Source organism: Micromonospora sp. NPDC005197, assembly GCF_040608295.1.
Lineage (GTDB): Bacteria > Actinomycetota > Actinomycetes > Mycobacteriales > Micromonosporaceae > Micromonospora.
This window is the reverse complement of record NZ_JBEXHY010000096.1, coordinates 1-20,478: the sequence shown is the minus strand read 5'-3', so window position 1 is coordinate 20,478 and position 20,478 is coordinate 1. Positions and strand designations below refer to the sequence as shown.

The following is a 20,478-nucleotide window of genomic DNA, read 5'->3' as shown; positions in this document are numbered from 1 at the left end:
CGGCTCCCGAGTGGGGAGCCGGCCGGCGTGTGCGTGCCTGTCGTGTCACCAGAGCTGCTGGACGACGTCCGCCGCCTGCTCCTCCCACTGCGCGTACGCGTACGGGAAGGCGGAGACCTGCACGGTCTGCGCGGCGGCGGTCAGCGGCAGGTCCTGCCAGCCGCCCACGTTCTTCAGCGCGCTGAAGAATGCCGTGGCGGCGTACTCCGGATCGGTGATCTGCTCGGGCGTGCCCCAACCGGACGTCGGACGCTGCTGGAACAGGCCCTGCGAGTCGTGGTCGTTGTACGCGCCGAGGTGGCCGAGGTTGTAGAGCTTCGACTCCTGCAACGAGGTGGCGACGCCGATCACCGCGCCACGGTCGCCGACGCCGGTCTTCTTGGCGGCGTCCACGATCGCCCGGGCGTTGTCGAGCTGCGCGTCGTCGAGCGGGATGCGCGACTGGGCGCCCTCGATGCCGTGCGGGATCAACTCGTCGCGGCTCGGCTTGCCGGCCGGCGGCTTGCCGGTGGCGGAGCCGGTGGTCAGCCCGGACTCGACTGGCTGATCCTGGTGGGCCGCGGTGGCGGCCTTGCCGGTGGCGAGGTCGATGGCGGCGACAGCGCCCTGGTGCGGCCCGGAGGTGACCGGGGCGGCGGCCGCGGTCGGCGCGAGCGCCAGACCACCGAGGGCAGCCACACCCACCACGCTCAGCGCGGTCTTGCGGTACGAGTCCTTAGCGATGGCGGGGAGCCATCGAGTGAAGTCGACCTTCACGATGGTTCCTTTCGATCGTGCGGAGCGCTCCGGGGTGAACGCTCCTGGAGGAGATGACCGCGGAAAGGTTTGGGCTCCGGCGGTACGGGGGACACAACCGGGTTGACGTGTCGGTCATTCCGGAAATGCCCGAGCTGCGACGGCCTGCGGTCCCGGTCACTCCGACAATCGGATGGCGGGCACGCCGGGCGGCGAAACGGGACGATCGACGCGACCCGCCCGGACCGGGTCAGCCGGGGTGGGCCGTGCCGAACCGGACGAGAACGTGCCAGAGCTGCTTGAGGTGCTGCAGGGTGTCGGCGACCGGGCCCCGGTCCGCCCACCGCTGGGGTTCGGTGACCACCGAGACGGCGCCCCGACCGATCAGCTCCGCGTCCACCGGTGCGCCCGGACGGGCGAACTCCCGGTGCAGGCGTGCCGCCAGCACCGGGATCGCGGGGCCCCGGAACTCGGCGTCGACCTCGTCGACGGCCAGCGCGAAGCCGGGGTGCCACCGCAGCGGGAAACCGTACCGCCGGGCGATCGATTCCAGCGTCGCCCCGGTCGGGGTGCCGGCGAAGGACGGGTCCACCACCAGTTCCTCGACGTCGTGCGCGAGGTCGAGAGGGCCGTGGATCTGGGCCTCCACGTAGTCGTCGAGCGCGCGCCCGACCGTGGCCTGCGTGCTCGGCGCCTCCAGCAGCGTCCGGGCCAGGGTGGCGACGTCCATCCCGGCCCGCCCGAGGCACGCGCCCGTGCCGGCCACGCCGGCCAGCAGCCCGGCGAGCACCGCCTCGAAGGCGTCGGCCGTGCCCACCACGCCCGGACCGAGGTGGCTGTCGCCGAGGCAGAAGGTCGCCCGGCCCAGCACCGCCGGACGCAGCCGCAGGTGACAGGAGCCGAAGCGGGGACAGGCGCCGTCCGCGTGGTCGAGCAGGTTCATCCCGCCGTACGTGGGTCGGTCCGCCGGCGCCACCCCGGGCGCCTGGTACGCGCCGCCGAACATCCGGTGCTCCCACCGGTCGCGGTCGCCACCGGGGTACGCGGTGAGCCCGCCGTTGGAGATGCCGGTGACGAACTGACTGCGGTACACCCCGTCCTCGGCCAGCGCGGACGCGACGTCACGCCCGTCGGCGCACCGGCGGTCGGGGTGGAAGTTGACGGTGAGCCGGCCACGCTGGGCTGCCGCGGCGAGCAGCCGTTGCGGCCGGTAGCCGAGGTCGGCGGCGGCGAGGTGCCGTTCGATCGCGGCGAGCGCCGCCGGACGATCGACCACCGCCGACGACCGCACGTACGCGAGGGCAGCCGCCTGTGCCGGGGTGAGTGCGGCGCGGAGCCGTCGCTCAGACGTCGCCGTCATGTCCGGGGTCCACGGCGCGCTCCTGCGGTGCGCCCAGCTCCTCGAAGACGGTGATCTGCAGGTCCGCCGGGGCGTCCAGGCGGGAGTTCAGCGACTGCCAGGGCGTACGCGTCGGTGGCGCGATCTCGCTCGCCCCGGCGGCGACCAGCCGGGCCGTGGTCGCCCGCGTGTCGTCCACCTCGAAGGCCACCCGGATGCGCGGCGCGACCTGCCGGCCCACCTCGACGTCGTCGATCATGCGTTTCTGCGCCGGATTGGCGATCTCCAGGGTGGCCCGACCGGCGTCCAGGATCACCACCCGGGCGTCGCCGTCACCGGTGAACGCCGCCTCCTCGGGCAGGCCGAGGGCGTCCCGGTAGAACGCCACCGCGGCCTCGTGGTCGGCCGCCTCCACCACGAGGCGCAGCTGACGGACGACGGGTGCGCGGTGCTGCTCGGCGGTCATGCGGCGGATCCTAACAACGCCCTAGGCTGACACCGTCCGGAAGGGAGCGACGATGGTCGAGACGTATGGCGACGACACGTACCTGTTGCGTCCGGTCGGTCGGGTGGCCTCGCCGCTGACCGACGCGGCGAGCGCGCCCCGGCAGGGCGATGAGGGCGCGCCAACGGCGTGGCTGATCTTCGACCGGCAGGTCGAGCGGGCCCTGACCGACCTGTCGGCCGGCGCGGAGCTGCTGGTGCTGACCTGGTTGGACCGCGCCCGACGCGACGTGCTGGCCGTGCACCCGCGCGGCGACGAGACCCGCCCGCACACCGGCGTGTTCAGCACCCGCTCCCCGCACCGACCCAACCCGATCGGCCTGCACCGGGTGCGGGTGCTGGCGGTAGACGGGCTGCGCGTCGAGGTGGCCGACCTGGAGGCCCTCGACGGCACCCCCGTCCTGGACGTCAAGCCGGTGCTCGGCCCCGCCGACGAGCGCTGAGCCGCCGCGCCGGGCGCCAGCCCGGCCGCGACACGCAGCCCGGCCGCAGCGCAGGGCAGCGGCCGGCCGCCGTCAGTGCCCGCGCGCCAGCCACTCGGGCAGGTGCGGGGCCTCCGCGCCGATGGTGGTGTCGTCGCCGTGCCCGGTGTGCACGACCGTCGCCGCGGGCAGGGTCAGCAGCCGGGTGCGGATCGACTCGACGATGGTGCCGAAGTCGCTGTACGAGCGCCCGGTCGCGCCCGGCCCTCCCTGGAACAGGGTGTCGCCGGTGAACACCGCCCCCAGGTCCGGGGCGTAGAAGCTGCACGCGCCGGGACTGTGCCCGGGGGTGTGCAGCACCCACAGCGCGGTGCCGGCCACCTCGATGCTCTGCCCGTCCCGCAGCTCACCGTGCGGCGGCAGGTGGGGGTGGACCAGGTCCCAGAGCACCCGGTCGGCGGCGTGCAGCAGTACCGGAGCGCCGGTGGCCTCGGCCAGTTCGGGCGCCACCCGTACGTGGTCGTCGTGCCCGTGGGTGGCCAGGATCGCCCGGACCCGGCGACCGCCCACCAGCGCGAGGATCGCGGCCACGTCGTGTGGCGCGTCGAGGATGACGCACTCGTCGTCGTCGCCGATCACCCAGACGTTGTTGTCCACCTCGAACGTCTGCCCGTCGAGCGAGAACGTGCCGGAGGTGACCGCGTGGTCGACCCGGACGGCCATCAGAACACCACAACCGAGCGGAGCACGTCGCCGTGGTGCATTCGGTCGAACGCGTTCTCGACCTGGTCCAGAGCGATCTCCTCGGTGACGAAGGCGTCCAGGTCGAGACGGCCCTGCAGGTACAGCTCGGTGAGCATCGGGAAGTCCCGGCTGGGCAGGCAGTCGCCGTACCAGCTGGACTTGAGGGCGCCGCCGCGCCCGAAGACGTCCAGCAGCGGCAGCTCGATCCGCATCTGCGGGGTCGGAACGCCGACCAGCACGACCGTGCCGGCCAGGTCCCGGGCGTAGAAGGCGTGCTTCCAGGTCTCCGGTCGCCCCACCGCGTCGATCACCACGTCGGCCCCGAAACCGCCGGTGGCGGCACGGATGGCCTCGACCGGGTCGGTCTCGGAGGCGTTGACGGTGTGCGTCGCGCCGAACTGTCGGGCCCAGTCGAGCTTGCGGCTGTCGGTGTCCACCGCGATGATCGTGGTGGCGCCGGCGAGGGCCGCGCCGGCGACGGCCGCGTCCCCGACGCCGCCGCAGCCGATCACCGCTACCGAGTCGCCGCGGGTCACGTTGCCGGTGTTCATCGCCGCGCCGAGCCCGGCCATCACGCCGCAGCCGAGCAGGCCCACCGCGGCCGGCCGCGCGGCCGGGTCCACCTTCGTGCACTGACCGGCGTGCACCAGCGTCTTCTCGGCGAACGCGCCGATGCCCAGCGCCGGGGTGAGTTCGGTGCCGTCGGTGAGCGTCATCCGCTGCGCGGCGTTGTGGGTGTTGAAGCAGTACCAGGGCCGACCCCGGCGGCAGGCCCGGCAGACGCCACAGACCGCCCGCCAGTTGAGCACCACGAAATCGCCCGGGGCGACGTCGGTGACGCCCTCCCCCACCTGCTCGACGACTCCCGCCGCCTCGTGCCCGAGCAGGAACGGGTAGTCGTCGTTGATGCCACCCTCGCGGTAGTGCAGATCGGTGTGGCAGACCCCGCAGGACTGGATCCGGACGATCGCCTCACCGGGGCCGGGGTCGGGCACCACGATGGTGGTGACCTCGACCGGTGCGCCCTTGCTGCGGGAGATGACTCCCCGGACTTCCTGGCTCACTTCGCCTCCTGCTGGTGGTCTGCGGCGGGGCCGGACGCCGGGCAGGCGGATGAACCGGGCTCGCCGGTGGGCCCCTGCCGAACCTACCGCGATCACCACGGTCGGCCCAGTCGGACGGGCGGGCGGGTTATCAGGGGTCACGCGGGGTACGCGGGTCACAATTCGGACCACGACCACCGGGAGCGACAATGAAAATCGCGCACCTGCCGCTGCGGGCCAGCATCGGCGCGTACATTCTCAACTCGGGTCTGGGCAAGCGGAACCTGGAAGGCGAGGCCGCGCAGGCCATGCACGGGATGGCGGTGGCGGCCATGCCGCAGCTCGGTCAGATGGAGCCGCCGCGGTTCGCCAAGCTGCTGTCGTACTCCGAGATCGCCCTGGGAGCCGCGCTGCTCACGCCGTTCGTCCCGGCGCCCCTGGTGGGGCTCGGCCTGACCGCGTTCGGCGCGGGCCTCGTGCAGCTGTACCTGAAGACGCCCGGGATGCGTGAGCCGGGCAGCATACGGCCGACCCAGCAGGGCGTCGGGCTGGCCAAGGACGTCTGGTTGGTCGGTGCCGGCCTGACCCTGGTGCTGGAGGGGTTGACCCACGGCCGTCGGCGCGGCTGACCTGGGCGAATCGCGTCGCCGCGGCCCGTTATCGTGTGGGCGACCCGGCGGTCGGTCTGAGGAGCTGCGGTGAATCACAGTCGTTCGGTGCGGCCCTTCTACCGGCCGATGAGGCCCCGCCGCCGCGACGAGCCGCACCGTGCTGCCACCCCGCTGGAGCTCTTCTTCGACCTGTGTTTCGTGGTGGCCGTGGCGCAGGCGGCGACCAGCCTGCACCACGACGTCGCCGAGGACCACCTCGCCCACGCGCTGACCAGCTACCTGATGGTGTTCTTCGCGATCTGGTGGTCGTGGATGAACTTCACCTGGTTCGCCTCGGCGTACGACACCGACGACGACGTCTACCGGATCACCACGCTGGTGCAGATCACCGGGGCGTTGATCCTGGCGGCCGGGGTGCCGCGGGCGTTCGCCGACGGCGACTTCACCGTCATCACCTACGGGTACGTGGTGATGCGGCTGGCCGCCGTCACGCAGTGGATCCGGGCGGCCGCCGGCGATCCGGCGCACCGCGCGGCGGCACGCCGCTACGCGATCGGCGTGACAGTGGTGCAGCTCGGCTGGCTGCTGCGGCTGGCGCTGCCCGACGGCTGGGGCATCGCGGCGTTCGTGCTGCTGGCGCTCGCTGATCTGCTGGTGCCGGCGGTGGCCGAGCGTCCCGGGATGACGCCGTGGCACCCCGGGCACATCGGCGAGCGGTACGGACTGTTCACGCTGATCGTGCTCGGCGAGGCGGTGCTGGCGATCTCGGTGGCGATCCAGACCGGGCTCGACGCGGGCGACCACGGTCTCTGGGCGCTCGCGGCGGCCGGCGCGCTCATCGTGTTCGCGCTCTGGTGGCTCTACTTCGACCGTCCGGTCGAGGCGCCGGACCGGTTGCCGTACTCGCTCATCTGGGGTTACGGCCACTATCTGATCTTCGGGGCGATCGCCGCGGTCGGGGCCGGCCTGCCCGTGGCGGTGGACCACGAGCGGCACCTCGCGCACATCTCCGGCACGACCGCCGCGTACGCGGTGGCGGTGCCGATAGCCGTCTACCTGCTGACCGTCTGGGTGCTGCTCGTTCGCCGCCAGCAGCACGGCGCTGTGGTCGTCGCCTATCCGGTCGTCGCCCTGTTGGCGCTGCTCGCGCCCCTGGGTCCGGCCCCGGTGCAGGTGCTCGCGGTGTTGCTGGTCGCCCTCGTGACCCTGACGGTGCTGCTGCGCGGACGCGACGCCGGGCCGGCCGCGACGCGCACGGCCTGATCCCGATCTGGATCAGGCATCGACCACCCGGCCTGCCGGCGCGCGGGACGGCCCGGAAGTGGGCAGAATTGCGGCATGCTTCACCGCCGATGGTTGCTGGCCGACCAACTCGGGCCACATTTCCTCGACGACCCCGATCAACCGGTCCTGCTGGTGGAGGTCCGGGAGCTGTTTCGTCGTCGGCCGATGCACCGGCAGAAGGCACACCTGATCCTCTCCGCCGTGCGCCACCGGGCCGCCGAGTTGGGCGACCGGGCGCTGCTGCTGCGTACCGGCACGTTCCGCGAGGCCCTGGCCCAGGTCACCGAGCCGGTGGAGGTGTGCCATCCGCACTCGCGGGCCGCGCTGGAGTTCGCCCGCTCGGTGCCCGGGTTGACCGTGCTGCCGCCGCGCGGCTTCATCACCAGCCAGGCCGACTTCGTGGCGTGGGCGGACCGCACCCGCCGGGGCCCGCTGCGGATGGCCGACTTCTACCGGCAGGCCCGTCGCTGGCACGAGGTGCTGAGCGGCCCGGCCCGGGGAACCGGCGGGTCCGGTGGCGCCCCGGCGCCGCGTCGGCCCCGGGGGGAGGCCCCGACCGTGCCGGCGACGCCGCCGCCTCCACCGCCGATCGTCGAGGACGACATCGACGCGCAGGTCCGCCACGATCTGGACCGGTGGGCGGCCGACGGGGTGCGGTTCGTCGGCCGCGACGGCCCCCGGCAGCACCCCGCCACGCACGCCGAGGCGCAGGCCCGGCTGGCGCACTTCCTGACGTACCGGCTGCCCGGGTTCGGCCGCTACGCCGACGTGATGAGCGCCGACGACCCGCTGTTCGCGCACTCGGCGCTCTCGTCGTCGTTCAACCTGGGGTTGCTGCACCCCGAGCCGGCCGTCCGCGCCGCCGAGCAGGCGTGGCGGTCCGGTGCCGCGCCGCGCACGGCGGTGGAGCCGTTCATCCGCGGGCTGCTCGGTTGGCGGGAGTTCCTCTGGCAGTTGTACTGGTACTACGAGCCACGGTTTCGGGGCGCGAACTGGCTGGCCGCGACCGAGCCGATGCCGCAGTGGTTCGCCGAGCTGGACGCCGACGCGGTGGAGGCGCGCTGTCTGGCCGACGTGCTCGCCGCCGTCCGGGACCGGGCGTGGACGCACCACAGCCCCCGGCTTCTGGTGCTCGGCAACTACGCGTTGCAGCGCGGCTGGCGTCCCACCGAGGTGGCGGACTGGTTCCGGCACTGCTTCGTCGACGGCACCGACTGGGTGATGAACGCGACGGTCATCGGCATGAGCCAGTACGCCGACCTGGCCAGGGTGGACACCCGCCCGTACGCGGTGGACGGCACCGACATCGACGAGATCAGCGACTACTGCGCCGGCTGCCGTTACACCCCGGAGCGGGCGCTCGGCGAGCTGGCCTGCCCGTACACCGGGGGTTTCGAGAGCTTCCTGCACCGCAACCGGGACCGGCTGGTGGCCGACCCGCGGCTCGCCGCGGAACTGGCCCGCCGCGACGAGCCGGAGCACCGCGATGCGGTGCTGGCGCAGGAGGAGAAGCGGGGCAGCAGCCCTCCGTGATCAGGTGAGGTCCGCGACCGGCGGCGCGGCCGGCACCGGGCGGGCGACGCCCCGGTTGAGGCCGACGACCAGCAGCCGGTTGTACGAGGCCGGCATGATCCGGGCCAGCAGGTCGGGCAGCTTCGCCGACCAGCCGATCAGCACCCGGCCCCGGCGCCGCTCGACGCCTCGCAGGATCACCTCGGCGGCCCGCTCCGGCGCGATGGTGAGCAGCTTCTCGAACTGGGCCCGGCCGGCGGTGTACTCCTCGATCGACACGCCGCTGCCGACCCGGGCGTTCTCGGTGATCCGGGTGCGGATCCCGCCGGGATGCACCGAGGTCACACCGATGCCGTCGTCGACGAGTTCGTGGCGCAGCGCCTCGGTGAGGCCGCGGACGGCGAACTTGCTCGCCGCGTACGCGGTCTGCCCGGCCGGCGCGATCAACCCGAACAGGCTGGAGATGTTGACCAGGTGCGCGCCCGGCTCGGCCTTGAGGGCGGGCAGCAGCGCGTGGGTCAGCTGCGCCACGGCCCGGAAGTTGATGTCGATCACCCAGCTGAACTCGTCGAACGTCACCTGGTCGAACCGGCCGCCGAGGCCGACGCCGGCGTTGTTCACCAGCAGCCGGACGCGCGGGTGCCGCTGGCCGATCTCGACCGCGACCCGGGCGGTGGCCACCGCGTCGGCGAGGTCCACCCGGAACGTGTGCACCTGCCGGTCCGGGTGCGCGGCGTGGATGGCGGCGACGACGGCGTCCAGCCGCTCGGCGTCGCGGTCCAGCAGCACCAGGTCACTGCCCCGAGCGGCCAGGCCGTGCGCCAACGCGGCGCCGATGCCACTGGCCGCGCCGGTCACGACGGCCGTCGCGCCGGCGAACTCAAACCTCCGCACGATCGGTGCTCCTTCCCTGGCGGGTGCCGCGGGAGAAGCGCACACCCTCGTCGGTGAGCCGGCCGTGCCGCATCAGCAGCACGTCGCGGGCGTAGTTCTGGTGCAGCCGCCAGGGTGCCCGCGCGCCCTGTTTGGGCAGCGCGTCGACGCTGCGCAGCACGTAGCCCGAGCGCAGGTCGATGAGCGGCACCCGCTGCGCGTCGGGCGGTGGGAGCGGGGTGACGACCTGCTGGCCGGTGCGGTCCAGGTGGCGCAGCAACCGGCAGACGTAGCCGGCGACCAGGTCGGCCTTGAGGGTCCACGACGCGTTGGTGTAGCCGATGGTCAGCGCGAAGTTCGGCACGCCGGAGAGCATCATGCCCTTGTAGGCGACGGTCTTCGGCAGGTCGACGTCGACGCCGTCCACGCGCAGCGTCAGGCCACCGAGGGCGAGCAGGTTGAGCCCGGTCGCGGTCACCACGATGTCGGCGGTCAGCTCGTCGCCCGAGGCCAGCCGGACACCGTGCGCGGTGAACGTGTCGATCGTGTCGGTCACCACGGACGCCCGCCCCTGCTGCACGGCGGTGAACAGGTCACCGTCGGGCACCACGCAGAGCCGCTGGTCCCACGGGTCGTAGCGGGGCGAGAAGTGCCGCTCGACGTCGTACCCGACCGGCAGCTGGCGCTTCGCGCCGCGCCGGAGCAGCCGCTTGACCAGGCCGGGCGCGCGTCGGCTGAGCTGGAAGTTGACCGTGGACAGCAGCACGTTCTTCCACCGCACCACGGAATACGCGGCGTTCGCCGGCAGCCAGCGCCGCAACGCGCCGGCCAGCCGGTCGCGCGAGGGCAGGGCGATGACGTACGTGGGTGAGCGTTGCAGCATCGTCACGTGCGCGGCCCGCTGCGCCAGGGCCGGCACCAGGGTCACGGCGGTCGCGCCGCTGCCGATCACCACCACCCGCTGGCCGGTGTGGTCGAGGTCGTCGGGCCAGTGCTGCGGGTGCACCAGCCGCCCGGCGTACGCGTCCACGCCGGGCAGGGTGGGCGTGTAGCCCTCGTCGTAGCGGTAGTAGCCGGTGCAGGCGAACAGGAACGAGCAGGTCAGGACCACGGTCTCGGCGGTGTCGGTGCGCTGGGCGTGCACCGTCCAGCGGGCGGTGCCGCTGTCCCACTCGGCGCGCGTCACCCGGTGGGAGAAGCGGATGTGGCGCTGCACGTCGTACTCCCGGGCGGTCTCCCGCACGTACTCCCGGATGGCCGCGCCGTCGGCGATGGCCGTGGCGTCGGTCCACGGCCGGAACGAGTAGCCGAGGGTGAACATGTCCGAGTCGGACCGGATGCCGGGGTAGCGGAACAGGTCCCAGGTGCCACCGACCGCGTCGCGTGCCTCCAGCACCGCGTACGTCTTGTCGGGGCAGTCGCGGCGCAGATGGCAGGCGGCGCCGATGCCGGACAGGCCGGCGCCGATGATGAGCACGTCGACGTGGTCGGAGGGCATCGCGTTCCTCCCGTCCGGGGCGGTGGACGGACACTAACACCGTCCCGGACACCTGGCACCTAACGCGAGACCGACGCCGAGCCGCCGCGCTGACCGTAGCGGTGGGCGGCCCGCTCGGCGTCGAGCCGGGCGAGCATCCGCGCGAAGTCGTCGGCGGAGAGCACCGGGCCGTTGTTCTTGCGCAGGCTCGCCGTCCTGGAACGCCGCTGCACCGCCGACTCGAACGCCCCGTCGGTCGTCAGCACCCAGCAGGCGTCGCGCCCGGTGGGCCCGCCGAAAAGCAGCGCGGGACGCGCCTCGAAGCCGGTCACCTCCGACCACCGCACCGTCCGCGTGCGGAACACGTGCCGCAGCCGTACGCCCCGGTCGTTGACGTAGATCCCGGCCAGGTGCAGCCGGAGAACGAAGGTCAGCCACAGTCCGAGGAACAGCAACGCGCCAGTCAGACCGAGGGCAGCGTTTGCGTCGACCCTGCCCTCGGCCAACCCGCGTCCGACGGTGACCACCACGAACACCGTCATCGTCGACCCGACCAGCACCATGAATCCGGTGACCACCTGCCGGGCGCCCCACGGATCCACCCGCCGCCATCTGCGCATGGCCCGCAGGCTAGTCCGTGGACGCTCGCGTGGATTCCATGATCCAGTTCGTCTCCCAGGTGCGTTCGCCGTCGACCGAGAACGCCTGCTCCCAGCGGGCCGTGGTCGCGGTGATCCCCGACCAGATGAACCGGCACCGGACCGGCCGACCCTCGTCCTGGTCGTCGGCGTAGAAGCGGCCCACCCCGTCGACGAAACGCCCCACCATCGGCGGCTGCTCCAGCTCCCCGCGACCGCTGTTCATCCAGTAGATCGACCACTGCTCGCTCGCCGGGTCGAAGATCCTGATCGTGGCGCCGGAGAAACCCTTGGTCGGAAAGGTGATCTCGTCGAAGTTGCCGCCGCCGCCGAAGAAGCTGTGGGCGACCGACACCCCGGGAAACTCGTCCCACTCGTCGCAGCCGGTCAGCCGCTCGCGCAGCCTTCGGTTGACCACGTTCCAGGTGCCCACGTAGAAGTCGAAGTCGCCCATCAGCGGCCCACCGGCCCTTCCGCTCGCGTGTCATCCAGATAGCCGGTCAGGTCGGGAGCCTCCGGCACCAGCATGTGCCGGACCCAGGCGGCCCGCTCGTGCTCCAGCACCGCCAGCTCCCACACGCAGCCCACCCCGGGCCGGCGCAGGTCGACGAAGTGGGTCGGGTCGTCGTCCGGGCAGTCCAGCGCGGGCTGGCCGGCCACGGCGATGCGGGCCTCCACCACGTTGTCCCACACCCAGGTGTACGCCAGCAGGTAGGCGCCGGTGTCCGCGCCCCGGTGCAGCACCACCCAGCCGGCAGCCGGTGTGCCGTCGGACGGGACGTCGGCCAGCAGCGCGGGCAGCAGGTCGTACGCCGCCTTGCACACCTCCGGCTCGATCGGCCGCTCCGGCTGGTCGATGTGGTAGCGCTTGAGCTGCCGACCGTCCACCAGGACCGGCGCCAGCGTTCGTAGATCCTTGTCGCGAAAAGCCATGCCGGGACGGTAGGACGGCTCCCCTGACAGCTAGTGTCAGTGAAGTGCGGGCCAGTCGACTTCTCTCCGTCCTGCTGCTGCTCCAGTCGCACGGTCGGCTGACCGCCGCGCAGCTCGCCGAGCGGCTGTCGGTCTCCCCGCGCACCATCTACCGGGATGTGGAGTCGCTGCACGCCGCCGGCATCCCGCTCTACGGCGAGGCCGGGCACGCCGGCGGCTACCAGCTGGTCGACGGCTGGCGGACCCGGCTGACCGGCCTGACCGGCGAGGAGGCCGACCGGCTGTTCCTGGCCGGGCTGCCCGGCCCCGCCGACGAGCTCGGCTACGGCGACGTGGTGGCCGCCCTGCAACTCAAGCTGCACGCCGCCCTGCCGGCACCCCTGCGCGACCGGGCCACCCAGCTGCGGCAACGCTTCCACCTGGACACACCCGGTTGGTACGCCGACGGCGACGCCTCCCCCGAGCTGGCCCGCACGGCCGAGGCCGTCTGGCGGCAGCAGCGCGTCGAGGTCCGCTACCGCGGCTGGCGCGGCGAGGTCACCCGGGTGCTGGAGCCGTACGGCCTGGTGCTCAAGGGCGGCCGGTGGTACGTGGTGGCCACGCGACCGGGCCGCGCCGAGCCGGCGACCTACCGGGTCAACCAGATCCTCGCGCTGACCCCGTTGGCGCAGGAGTTCGACCGACCGGCCGACTTCGACCTGCCGGCCTGGTGGCGGGAGCACGTGCTGCGGTTCCGTGCCCGGCTGCACCGCGACGAGGCCACCGTACGGCTGTCGCCCGCCGGCCGGGAACGGCTGCGGGAGATCGGCAGCGACCCGGTGGTGTCCGCGGTGGACGCCAGCGCAGGGCCACCCGACGCGCACGGCTGGGTGACCGCCGTCCTGCCGATCGAGTCGCTCACCCACGCCCACGGTGACCTGCTGCGCCTCGGCGCCGACGTGGAGGTGCTCACCCCGGTCGCGCTCCGCGACCGCCTGGCCGCCACCGCCGCCGGGCTGGCCGCCCTCTACGCCCCCTCCGGCCCGCCGACCCGGTAGCCGCCGCCCCTTCCACAGTGGAAGATCGGCGGGACATCGACTGTCGGCAGGGTGTGCCACCCTGGGACGGGCACCAGCGGTCACCGGAGGTGAGGGCCACGCTACGACTACGCGCACTGGTCGCCGTCCCCGGCACCGGGCCGGTGACGCTCGACGTCCCGTCCGGCGCGACGGTCGCCCTGGTCGCGCCACCGCGGGTCGGCACGGCCGTGGCCCGGGTGCTGGCCGGGCTCGCCGCCCCGGTCACCGGGCGGATCATGGTCGGTGACCGGGACGTCACGGCGCTCGCGCCGCCGCGCCGGCAGATCGGGTACGTGCCCGCCGGCGGCGCGCTGCTGCCGCAGCTCACCGTGCGCCGCAACATCGAGTACGGCCAGCGCAAACGCGAGCGGGTGCACGAGGTGGCCGACGACTGGACGGCGACCGTGGTGGACCGGCTGGAGCTGGCGCCGACGCTGGATCTGCTGCCGCACCTGCTCTCCGACGCCCAGCGCTTCCGGGTGGCGCTGGCCCGGGCGGCGGTCTGCCTGCCCGAGGTGCTCGTGGTCGACCTGCCCGTCGACCCGTCCGGCGGCAGTCGCCTCGCCGACCTGCTGCCCCGACTGGCGCCCCCGGACGCGCCGGGGGTGGCCGTGCTCGTCTGCACCGCCGACCCGGCCACGCTCGCCGAGATCCCCCGCCACCACGATCTGGTCACCGAGCCCGACGAGGCGCTGCGGTGACGCCGGCCGGCCGGGTCACCCGGCGTACGCTGCTGCGCGCCGCCGCGGCCGGCGCGGCGGCGACCGCGGCCGGGTGTACCAGCGGCGGCCGCTCGGTGCAGGTGGCGGTGGTGTGGAGCGGCAGCGAGCTGGACCGCTTCCGGGAGGTCGTGGCCACCTATCCCCACCCGGTGCGCGTGGTCAGCGCCGGCAACGACATCGACGCGTTCCTGCGCGCCCGACACCTCGCGGGCACCTCGCCGGACGTGGCGATCCTGTCGCGCCCCGGCCTGGTGACGGAGTACGCGGAGCGGGGTTGGCTGCGCCCGGTGCGCCCCTCGACCGAGTACGCGGTGCCCATCGGGCTCAGCGACCTGCTGATGGCCGGCGGGCAGCGCTACGGCGTCTGGGTGAAGGCCGCGCACAAGTCACTGGTCTGGCACCTGCCCTCGATGCTGCCCGAGCAGCCGACCAGCTGGGACGAGCTGGTCTCGCTGACCCGCCGCCTCGGCGCGCTCGCCCGGCGCGGCGCCGGCCCGGCGCCGCTGGCGATCGGCGCGGCGGACGGCTGGGTGCTCACCGACTGGTTCGAGAACGTGCTGGCCGACCTCGCGCCGACCGCCTACGACGCCCTCGCCGGGCCGGACGCCGACTGGCAGGGCCGGCCGGTGCGCGACACCCTGGACCGGCTCGCCGAGCTGTGGAGCATCGACGGCGCCTTCCCCGGCGGCGGCCGACGCGCCCTGCTCACCCAGTACGAGGAGTCGGTGATCCAGGTGGTGCGCTCCCGACGGGCGGTGATGGTCTTCGAGGCCGACTTCACCGCCGAGGTGGTCGGCCGGTTCCGGCGCGGCCCGGAGGAGCCGGTCACCTTCCGGTTCCCGAGCGCCGGTACGGGCGGCGGCGCGCTGATCGTGGGCGGGGACGTGGCGGTGGTGTTCGCCGACGCCCGGGGCGGGGTGGAGCTGGTCGAGTGGCTGACCCGGGCCGACTCGTTCCAGCCCTGGCTGCGTGCCGGCGGCTACCTGTCGCCGAACACCACCATCGCGCTCACCGACTACGCCGACCCGGTCCGTCGCCAGCTGGCCCGCGAGATGCGCGGCCCCGACACCCTGCACTTCGACCTCTCCGACCAACTGCCCGGGGCGTTCACCGGCTCCGACGGGGTGGGCATCTGGCGGATCATGCAGGACTTCTTCGCCGACGTCACCGACGGTGTCTCCGCCGGTGAGGCGGTTCGCCGGGCCACCGGGCAGCTCGCGGCGGCGGCGCGCGACGCGGGCGGCGGCCGATGAGCCAGGTCAAGGTGCTCGGCGAGCTGGCGGTGCTGGACGACGTGGGCCCGCCCCGACGCGGCCGGGCCTACCCGGCGGCCGGGGCGACCTCCGCGCTGCTGCTGCCGGCCGCGTTGCTGCTCGGCGCGCTGGTGCTGTGGCCGGTGCTGCGCACGCTGCACGCCAGCGTCACCACCGACGGTCGCTGGGTCGGCGCGGAGCACTTCCGCGCGGCGCTCGCCGCGCCCGGCACCGGCGCGGTGGTCGGCCGGACGGTGCTGTGGGCGGTGCTGGTGCCGGCGGTGGTGACGGCGCTGGGCTACCTGTTCGCCGTGGCGTCCCGCCGTTCCCAGGAGGGCGGGCTGGTCCGTCTGATCCTGCTGGTGCCGGTGGCGTTGCCGCTGGTCGTCACCGGGGTGACCTTCCGCCTCATGTACGACCCCGACCCGACCCGGGGCCTGGCCACCCTGCTCGCGGCACGGCTGACCGGCCGGTCGGACGACAACGCGCCGCAACTGCTCGGGCCGGGCCTGGTCACGGTGGCGCTGATGTCGGCGTTCGTCTGGGCGTGGGTGGGTCTGGCCGTGCTGGTCTTCCGGGCCGCACTGGACCGGCTGCCGCCGAGCCTCGCCGACGCGGTCCGCGCCTATGGCGGCGGCCGACGGCACGTCCTGTGGGACGCGCAGTGGCGACCGCTGCTGCTGCGCACCGTCGCGGTGGTCTTCGCGCTGGTGGCGCTCGGCACCAGCCGGACCTTCGACCTGATCCTCGTCATGACGCCCGGGTCGGTCCGCGACGACGCGGCGGTGCTCGCGTTGCGGGTCTGGCAGACCTCGGGCGGCACCACCACCGGGCAGGGCGCCGCGCTCGGCGTCGTCTGGCTGGTGGCGGTGGTCGCCGGGATGCTGGTGGCGGCGTTCTTCGTCCGCCAGGCGTGGCCGCCACCCCGCGTCGAGGCGACACCCGGGCCCGCCCCGACGACGACACCGCCGCGACGACTGTTCCGGCTGCTCGCCGCGGGCGGCGCGGTGGCCTGGCTGATCCCGCTCGTGGTGCTCGTGGCGACCTCCGCGCACGGGCAGGTGGACGCCGCCGCACGCGGCTGGTGGTCGGCTCCGCCCGGGACGGGCTCCTACGCGGCGCTGCTCGGTGGCGGCGAGCTGTGGCGGGCGCTGGGCTTCACGCTGCTGTTGGCGACCGTTGTCACCGCTTCGGTGCTGGTCGTCGCGCTGCTGGCCGCGTACCCGCTGGCGTGGCTGACCGGGCCGGCCGCGCAGGCGACCGGGCTGCTGCTGATGGCCGCCACAGTCGTCCCGGTGCAGGTGATCGCCGGGCCGGTCAACGAGGTGCTCGGCGTGGTGCTCTCCTCCGGCACCGCCCGCGGGCTGGCCCTGGTGCACGTGGCGCTGGGGGTGCCGTTCGCGGTGCTGGTGCTGCGCAACGCGTTCGCCGACCTGCCGGCCGAGCAGGTGCGGGGCGCCCGGCTGGGCGGTCGGCGCTGGTGGGGCACCCTGCACCGGCTGGCCCGGCACAACCTGCCGGCCGTGATCGCCGTCTCGGTGCTGGAGTTCGTCCAGGTCTGGAACGACCTGGCCGTGGGCCTGCTGTTCAGCGGGCCGGAGGCCACCCCGCTCGGGCTGTTCCTGGCCGGGCAGAGCCGCGGTTTCGTGTCCAACAGTGGCGTCCTGGCCGCCGGGTCGGTGCTCGCCTCGGTGCTTCCGGTGGTGCTGATGGTGCTCGCCCGACGGCAGCTCGTCGCCGGGCTGGTCTCCGGGGGCGTCCGGTGACCGGCCCCACCGGTCCCGGCCGGACGCCGCGCTGGCCGGTGCTCGTGACGATCGGCACGCTGCTCAGCGGCGTGTTCGGCAACCTGGCCAGCAACCTGCTGTCCGAGTTCGCGGCAAGTGTGCTCGGCCCGGCCAGCATCGTGGTGGCGGTCATCGGCGGCGTCGGTTTCGTGGTGTTCGAGCTGCGCCGACGACGTGCCGTGCGGGAGACCGGCCCGGAGCCCACCGACGTCGTCACCACACCGCTGACCGACGTGCCCACCCTGCCGTACACGGCCGGGTTCGCCGGCCGCGAGGAGCACGTCCGGGCGGTGCTCGACCTGCTCGCCCGCGAGCACGCGGTGGCGGTGCTGGGCCGGCGGGCGGTGGGCACGTCCGCCTGCGCCGTCCAGGCGGCGAACCTGTGCCGGGAGGACTTCCCGGACGGGCAGTACCATTTCGACCTGCGCCGCGGTGGTCGTCCCCGCTCCGCGCGGCAGGTGCTCACCGCGCTGGCGGGCGTCCTGGGCACCGCGCCACCGACGTCGGGCCGCCCGGACGCCCTCGCGGCCGCCGCCGCCGCGCTGCGCCGCAAGCTCGACGGTCGCAAGATCCTGCTGGTGCTGGACAACGTCGACCGTCCCGAGCAGGTCCGCGCGTTGCTGCCGCCGACCGCCCGCACCTGCCGGCTGCTGCTGGCCGGCGGCCCCGCGCTCAGCGGCCTGGGCGGCGTGGTGGAGCACTGGATCGCCGAGCCCGGTCCGGACGAGGCGGTCGAGCTGTTCGCGGCGGCCGGTGGGGCCGCGCCCGCCGCCCGGATCCGCCGCGCCGACCCGCGCACCGACCCGGCGGTACGCGAGATCGTCGACCTGTGCGGGCGGCAGCCCCGCACCGTGCGGGCGCTCGGTTACCGCACCGCCCAGCACGGCTGGCGGCACTCCGACGTGCTGGACGCGCTGCGGCGTGCGGTGCGCACCCCGCCGCACCAGCGCGTCGCCGTCTCGCCGGCGGCCCAGCTCGTCACCGAACGGGACACCGCGTACCGGGCGCTGACCCGCGAGGCGCGTCGGCTGTACCGGCTGATGTCGCTGACCCCCGCCCCGGTGGACCGGCCGACCATCGCCGCGCTGGCCCGCCGCCATCCCGAGCGGGTGAGCGCGCTTCTCGATGAGTTGGCCGCCGCCGCGTTCGTGGTCGGCGCCAGCGGCGACCGGTACGAGGTCCGCCCGCTGCTCGCCGCGAACGCCCGGCTGCACCTGCGCGACGCCGAGCCGGCCCGCTCCCGGGTCGCCGCGCAGGCCCGGCTCACCCGGCACCTGGCCCGCCGGGCCGAGAGACACGCGGCCAACCTGGCCGTGCTCGGCTCCCCGCCGGACCGGGAGTGGTCGCTGCCGCTCGACGACGACCCGTACGGCTGGTTCGACCTGCACCAGGAGCTGCTGCTGGCGGTGGTCCGGGTGCCGGCCGGAGCGGCCGAGACGCTGCCCCGTCGGGTCCGCCGGTGGTGGTTCCGGTTGGCCGTGGCGCTGTGCGGGTGGCTCGCGCACGTCGAGCGGCTCGACGAGTGGGAGCAGGTCTGCCGCACGGTCCTGGCCACCCCGACCGCCGACGACCGGCCGGAGATCGCCGGGTGGGCGCACAACGAGCTGGGTGTGCTGCGCCGACGCCGGCACGACCCGCAGGGCGCGGCGGCGGCGCTCACCCTCGCGGTGGCCGAGCGCGGCCGGCGGGGCACCGCCCAGGCACGGATGAACCTCGGCCTGGCCCTGCTCGATCTCGGGCAGCTCGACGACGCGGTGGAGCACCTGGAGCTGTCCCGCCGGCACCGCTCGTCGGCGGACCGCGCCGGGCATGCCCTCACCGACCTGGGCCTGGGCGCGGCGCAACTGGCCCGGGGTGAGCTGGACAGCGCGCACCACCACCTGGTGCGGGCGGCGAACACGTTCCGGTCGGTGGGTGACGCGCGCGGCTACGCCGCGGCGCTGACCAACCTGGTGCTGGTGCACGCGACCCTCGGCGAGCACCTGGACGCGGCGCAGGCGTGGCGGGCCGCCCTGCGCGAGTACGAGTCGGTCAACGACCCGACCAGCCGCGCCGCGGCGCTGCTCAACGCCGGCGCGACGCTGCTGACCAGCACGCCGGGGCAGGCGCGGGCGGCGTACGAGCTGCTGGCCGAGAGCCGGCGGCTGCGGGCGGAGGCCCGGCCCACGGCGGGGCTGGGCCGCACCCTGCTGTACCTGGGCGACGCCGCCGCCGCGCTGGGCGACGGGGCCGAGGCGCGGCGGCTCTGGGCGGACGCGGCGACGGTGGCCGAGGAGGTCGCCGACGACCGGGCCCTGGCCGCCGCGGACGACCGCCTGGAGCAGGACGCCGACGCGCCGCCGGCCGGCCTCTGAACCGCGTGGCCCGCCGGGCCGGCGTGATGTCCATCGCTCGCGTTGGCCGGTGGCACGGGTCTGGGAGAGTGTGTGACCGTGGACGCTCTCTCGGTGCGGGGACTCAGCCGCAACTTCGGCAACCTGGTCGTGCTCGACGACGTGAGCTTCACGCTGGCGGCGGGTCGGATCGCGGTGCTGCTGGGCCCCAACGGCAGCGGCAAGACAACCCTGCTGCGGTGCGTGGTCGGCGCCGACCGTCCGGACGCCGGTGAGGTGCTGGTGCAGGGCCGCCGGGCCGACGAGACCGATCCGCAGGTGCGGGCGCTGGTCGCGGCCGCCCTGGACGACATCGACTTCTTCCCCGACCTGTCGGTGGTCGAGCACCTGGAGCTGGTCGCGTACGCCCACGGGGGCGACGCCGAGTCGGTCGAGGAGGTGCTCGCCGAGCTGGGCCTGGAGCCGGCACGCGACCAGCTGCCGGTGACCCTGTCCAGTGGGCAGCGCCGCCGGCTGGCGCTGGCGTCGTGCTTCGTGCGCCCACGACGGGTGCTGATCCTGGACGAGCCCGAGCAGCGGTTGGACGTACGCGGCCGGCAGTGGCTGGCCGATCGGCTGCGCCGGGAACGGGACGCCGGCACCGCCGTGCTGCTGGCCTCGCACGACCCGGAGCTGATCGACGCGGTGGTCGACGAGCGGATCGAGATCGGTCGGTGAGCGCCCCGCCGGCCACGATCGCCGAGACACCCGCCGGACTGCCCACCGCCCGGCAGGTGCGTACGCACCTGCGCCGGGCCCGCCGCCGCCACCACGAGCATTCCCTCGGCGACGTGCTGGGCGACGCGTACGTCATCGTGCTCTTCGTGGGCATGTACGGCTGGTTCGCGGTCAGCGCCAGCCGCGACGTGCTGGTCTCCCCCACCGTCGGCCGCGCCGACGAGGGGGTGCGCTGGTGGCTGGCGGTCGCCGCGCTGCTGGCCGGCGCGGGGCTCGCCTGGCGGGGTCTGCGCGCGCTCGGCCCGCTGCTGGTGACCCCGGCCACCCAGAGCTGGGTGACCAGCGCCCCGGTCGACCGGCGGGCCTGGCTGGCGCCGCGCCTCGGCGTCCTGCTGGCGGGCGCGGCGGCCGGCACGGCGCTGCTCGCGGTCGCCGTGGCCGTGCTGGGCGGCGTCACCCAGCTGGGCGCCGTGGGCTGGGCCGCGGCGGCCGG

The 20,478-nt window shown here is 74.3% G+C and carries 21 protein-coding genes; 11 read left to right on the top strand and 10 right to left on the bottom strand.

Translation table 11 applies throughout. From position 1 onward, the window contains the following. Nucleotides 1-45 precede the first annotated feature (45 nt). The 3 genes from ABZU46_RS24300 to ABZU46_RS24290 form a co-directional block, all read right to left on the bottom strand. Nucleotides 46-756 carry a hypothetical protein gene (locus ABZU46_RS24300; protein ID WP_354861330.1) on the bottom strand — a complete coding sequence of 237 codons (711 nt, stop codon included), beginning with the start codon at nt 754-756 and terminating at the stop codon, nt 46-48. A 229-nt stretch (nt 757-985) separates the two neighbouring features. Continuing rightward, nucleotides 986-2,095 (bottom strand): DUF3626 domain-containing protein, encoded by a 1,110-nt coding sequence (locus ABZU46_RS24295; RefSeq protein ID WP_354861329.1) that lies wholly within the window; start codon nt 2,093-2,095, stop codon nt 986-988. Then, on the bottom strand, nt 2,079-2,540 hold the full coding sequence (locus tag ABZU46_RS24290) for a VOC family protein (protein WP_354861327.1): 462 nt from the start codon (nt 2,538-2,540) through the stop codon (nt 2,079-2,081). Before ABZU46_RS24290 ends, ABZU46_RS24295 begins: the two co-directional genes overlap by 17 nt. A gap of 52 nt (nt 2,541-2,592) precedes the next feature. Between ABZU46_RS24290 and tsaA the strand changes: the two genes are divergently transcribed. Next, nucleotides 2,593-3,021 carry a tRNA (N6-threonylcarbamoyladenosine(37)-N6)-methyltransferase TrmO gene (gene tsaA, locus ABZU46_RS24285; protein ID WP_354861326.1) on the top strand — a complete coding sequence of 143 codons (429 nt, stop codon included), beginning with the start codon at nt 2,593-2,595 and terminating at the stop codon, nt 3,019-3,021. Between the two features lie 72 nt (nt 3,022-3,093). Here tsaA and ABZU46_RS24280 read toward each other — a convergent pair whose 3' ends face one another. Both ABZU46_RS24280 and ABZU46_RS24275 read right to left on the bottom strand, forming a co-directional pair. Then, a complete protein-coding gene (locus ABZU46_RS24280) occupies nt 3,094-3,723 on the bottom strand; it encodes an MBL fold metallo-hydrolase (protein ID WP_354861324.1) in 630 nt (209 codons plus the stop codon). Beyond that, nucleotides 3,723-4,808, bottom strand: coding sequence for an S-(hydroxymethyl)mycothiol dehydrogenase (locus ABZU46_RS24275; RefSeq protein WP_354861321.1), 1,086 nt, complete (start codon nt 4,806-4,808; stop codon nt 3,723-3,725). The genes ABZU46_RS24280 and ABZU46_RS24275 overlap by 1 nt, the downstream gene beginning before the upstream one ends. Before the next feature lie 188 nt (nt 4,809-4,996). Here ABZU46_RS24275 and ABZU46_RS24270 point away from each other — a divergent pair, with 188 nt between their 5' ends. The 3 genes from ABZU46_RS24270 (at nt 4,997) to ABZU46_RS24260 (ending at nt 8,215) form a co-directional block, all read left to right on the top strand. Next, nucleotides 4,997-5,416 (top strand): hypothetical protein, encoded by a 420-nt coding sequence (locus ABZU46_RS24270; RefSeq protein ID WP_354861320.1) that lies wholly within the window; start codon nt 4,997-4,999, stop codon nt 5,414-5,416. Nucleotides 5,417-5,485: 69 nt separating this feature from the next. Further along, on the top strand, nt 5,486-6,661 hold the full coding sequence (locus ABZU46_RS24265; protein ID WP_354861318.1) for a low temperature requirement protein A: 1,176 nt from the start codon (nt 5,486-5,488) through the stop codon (nt 6,659-6,661). A gap of 75 nt (nt 6,662-6,736) precedes the next feature. Next, nucleotides 6,737-8,215, top strand: a complete 1,479-nt coding sequence (locus tag ABZU46_RS24260) for a cryptochrome/photolyase family protein (RefSeq protein WP_354861317.1) — start codon at nt 6,737-6,739, stop codon at nt 8,213-8,215. Here ABZU46_RS24260 and ABZU46_RS24255 read toward each other — a convergent pair whose 3' ends face one another. From ABZU46_RS24255 to ABZU46_RS24235, 5 genes are read right to left on the bottom strand one after another with little or no spacing between them, the layout of a single operon-like run. Further along, complete coding sequence (locus tag ABZU46_RS24255) at nt 8,216-9,088, bottom strand: SDR family oxidoreductase (RefSeq protein ID WP_354861315.1); 873 nt, start codon at nt 9,086-9,088, stop codon at nt 8,216-8,218. Next, the gene (locus ABZU46_RS24250; RefSeq protein ID WP_354861312.1) at nt 9,075-10,565 is read right to left on the bottom strand and encodes an NAD(P)/FAD-dependent oxidoreductase; all 1,491 of its coding nucleotides are present in this window, start codon (nt 10,563-10,565) and stop codon (nt 9,075-9,077) included. Before ABZU46_RS24250 ends, ABZU46_RS24255 begins: the two co-directional genes overlap by 14 nt. 59 nt (nt 10,566-10,624) lie before the next feature. Then, nucleotides 10,625-11,164 (bottom strand): PH domain-containing protein, encoded by a 540-nt coding sequence (locus ABZU46_RS24245; protein WP_354861310.1) that lies wholly within the window; start codon nt 11,162-11,164, stop codon nt 10,625-10,627. Between the two features lie 10 nt (nt 11,165-11,174). Beyond that, nucleotides 11,175-11,636, bottom strand: coding sequence for a hypothetical protein (locus tag ABZU46_RS24240; protein ID WP_354861309.1), 462 nt, complete (start codon nt 11,634-11,636; stop codon nt 11,175-11,177). After that, nucleotides 11,636-12,115, bottom strand: a complete 480-nt coding sequence (locus tag ABZU46_RS24235) for a hypothetical protein (protein ID WP_354861306.1) — start codon at nt 12,113-12,115, stop codon at nt 11,636-11,638. Before ABZU46_RS24235 ends, ABZU46_RS24240 begins: the two co-directional genes overlap by 1 nt. Nucleotides 12,116-12,159: 44 nt before the next feature. Here ABZU46_RS24235 and ABZU46_RS24230 point away from each other — a divergent pair, with 44 nt between their 5' ends. From ABZU46_RS24230 to ABZU46_RS24200, 7 genes are all read left to right on the top strand, one after another. Then, on the top strand, nt 12,160-13,152 hold the full coding sequence (locus tag ABZU46_RS24230; RefSeq protein WP_354861304.1) for a WYL domain-containing protein: 993 nt from the start codon (nt 12,160-12,162) through the stop codon (nt 13,150-13,152). Between the two features lie 89 nt (nt 13,153-13,241). Then, nucleotides 13,242-13,874 (top strand): ATP-binding cassette domain-containing protein, encoded by a 633-nt coding sequence (locus tag ABZU46_RS24225; RefSeq protein WP_354861302.1) that lies wholly within the window; start codon nt 13,242-13,244, stop codon nt 13,872-13,874. Beyond that, nucleotides 13,871-15,148: an extracellular solute-binding protein gene (locus ABZU46_RS24220; protein ID WP_354861300.1), complete on the top strand. Its 1,278-nt coding sequence runs from the start codon at nt 13,871-13,873 to the stop codon at nt 15,146-15,148. Before ABZU46_RS24225 ends, ABZU46_RS24220 begins: the two co-directional genes overlap by 4 nt. Next, complete coding sequence (locus ABZU46_RS24215) at nt 15,145-16,914, top strand: hypothetical protein (RefSeq protein WP_354861298.1); 1,770 nt, start codon at nt 15,145-15,147, stop codon at nt 16,912-16,914. Before ABZU46_RS24220 ends, ABZU46_RS24215 begins: the two co-directional genes overlap by 4 nt. Then, nucleotides 16,911-19,289 carry a tetratricopeptide repeat protein gene (locus ABZU46_RS24210; protein ID WP_354861296.1) on the top strand — a complete coding sequence of 793 codons (2,379 nt, stop codon included), beginning with the start codon at nt 16,911-16,913 and terminating at the stop codon, nt 19,287-19,289. The genes ABZU46_RS24215 and ABZU46_RS24210 overlap by 4 nt, the downstream gene beginning before the upstream one ends. Nucleotides 19,290-19,361: 72 nt before the next feature. After that, complete coding sequence (locus ABZU46_RS24205) at nt 19,362-19,985, top strand: ABC transporter ATP-binding protein (RefSeq protein ID WP_354861295.1); 624 nt, start codon at nt 19,362-19,364, stop codon at nt 19,983-19,985. Next, nucleotides 19,982-20,478, top strand: a 497-nt coding sequence (locus ABZU46_RS24200; protein WP_354861293.1) for a DUF6297 family protein, incomplete at its 3' end; no start/stop codon positions are given. The genes ABZU46_RS24205 and ABZU46_RS24200, both read left to right, overlap by 4 nt.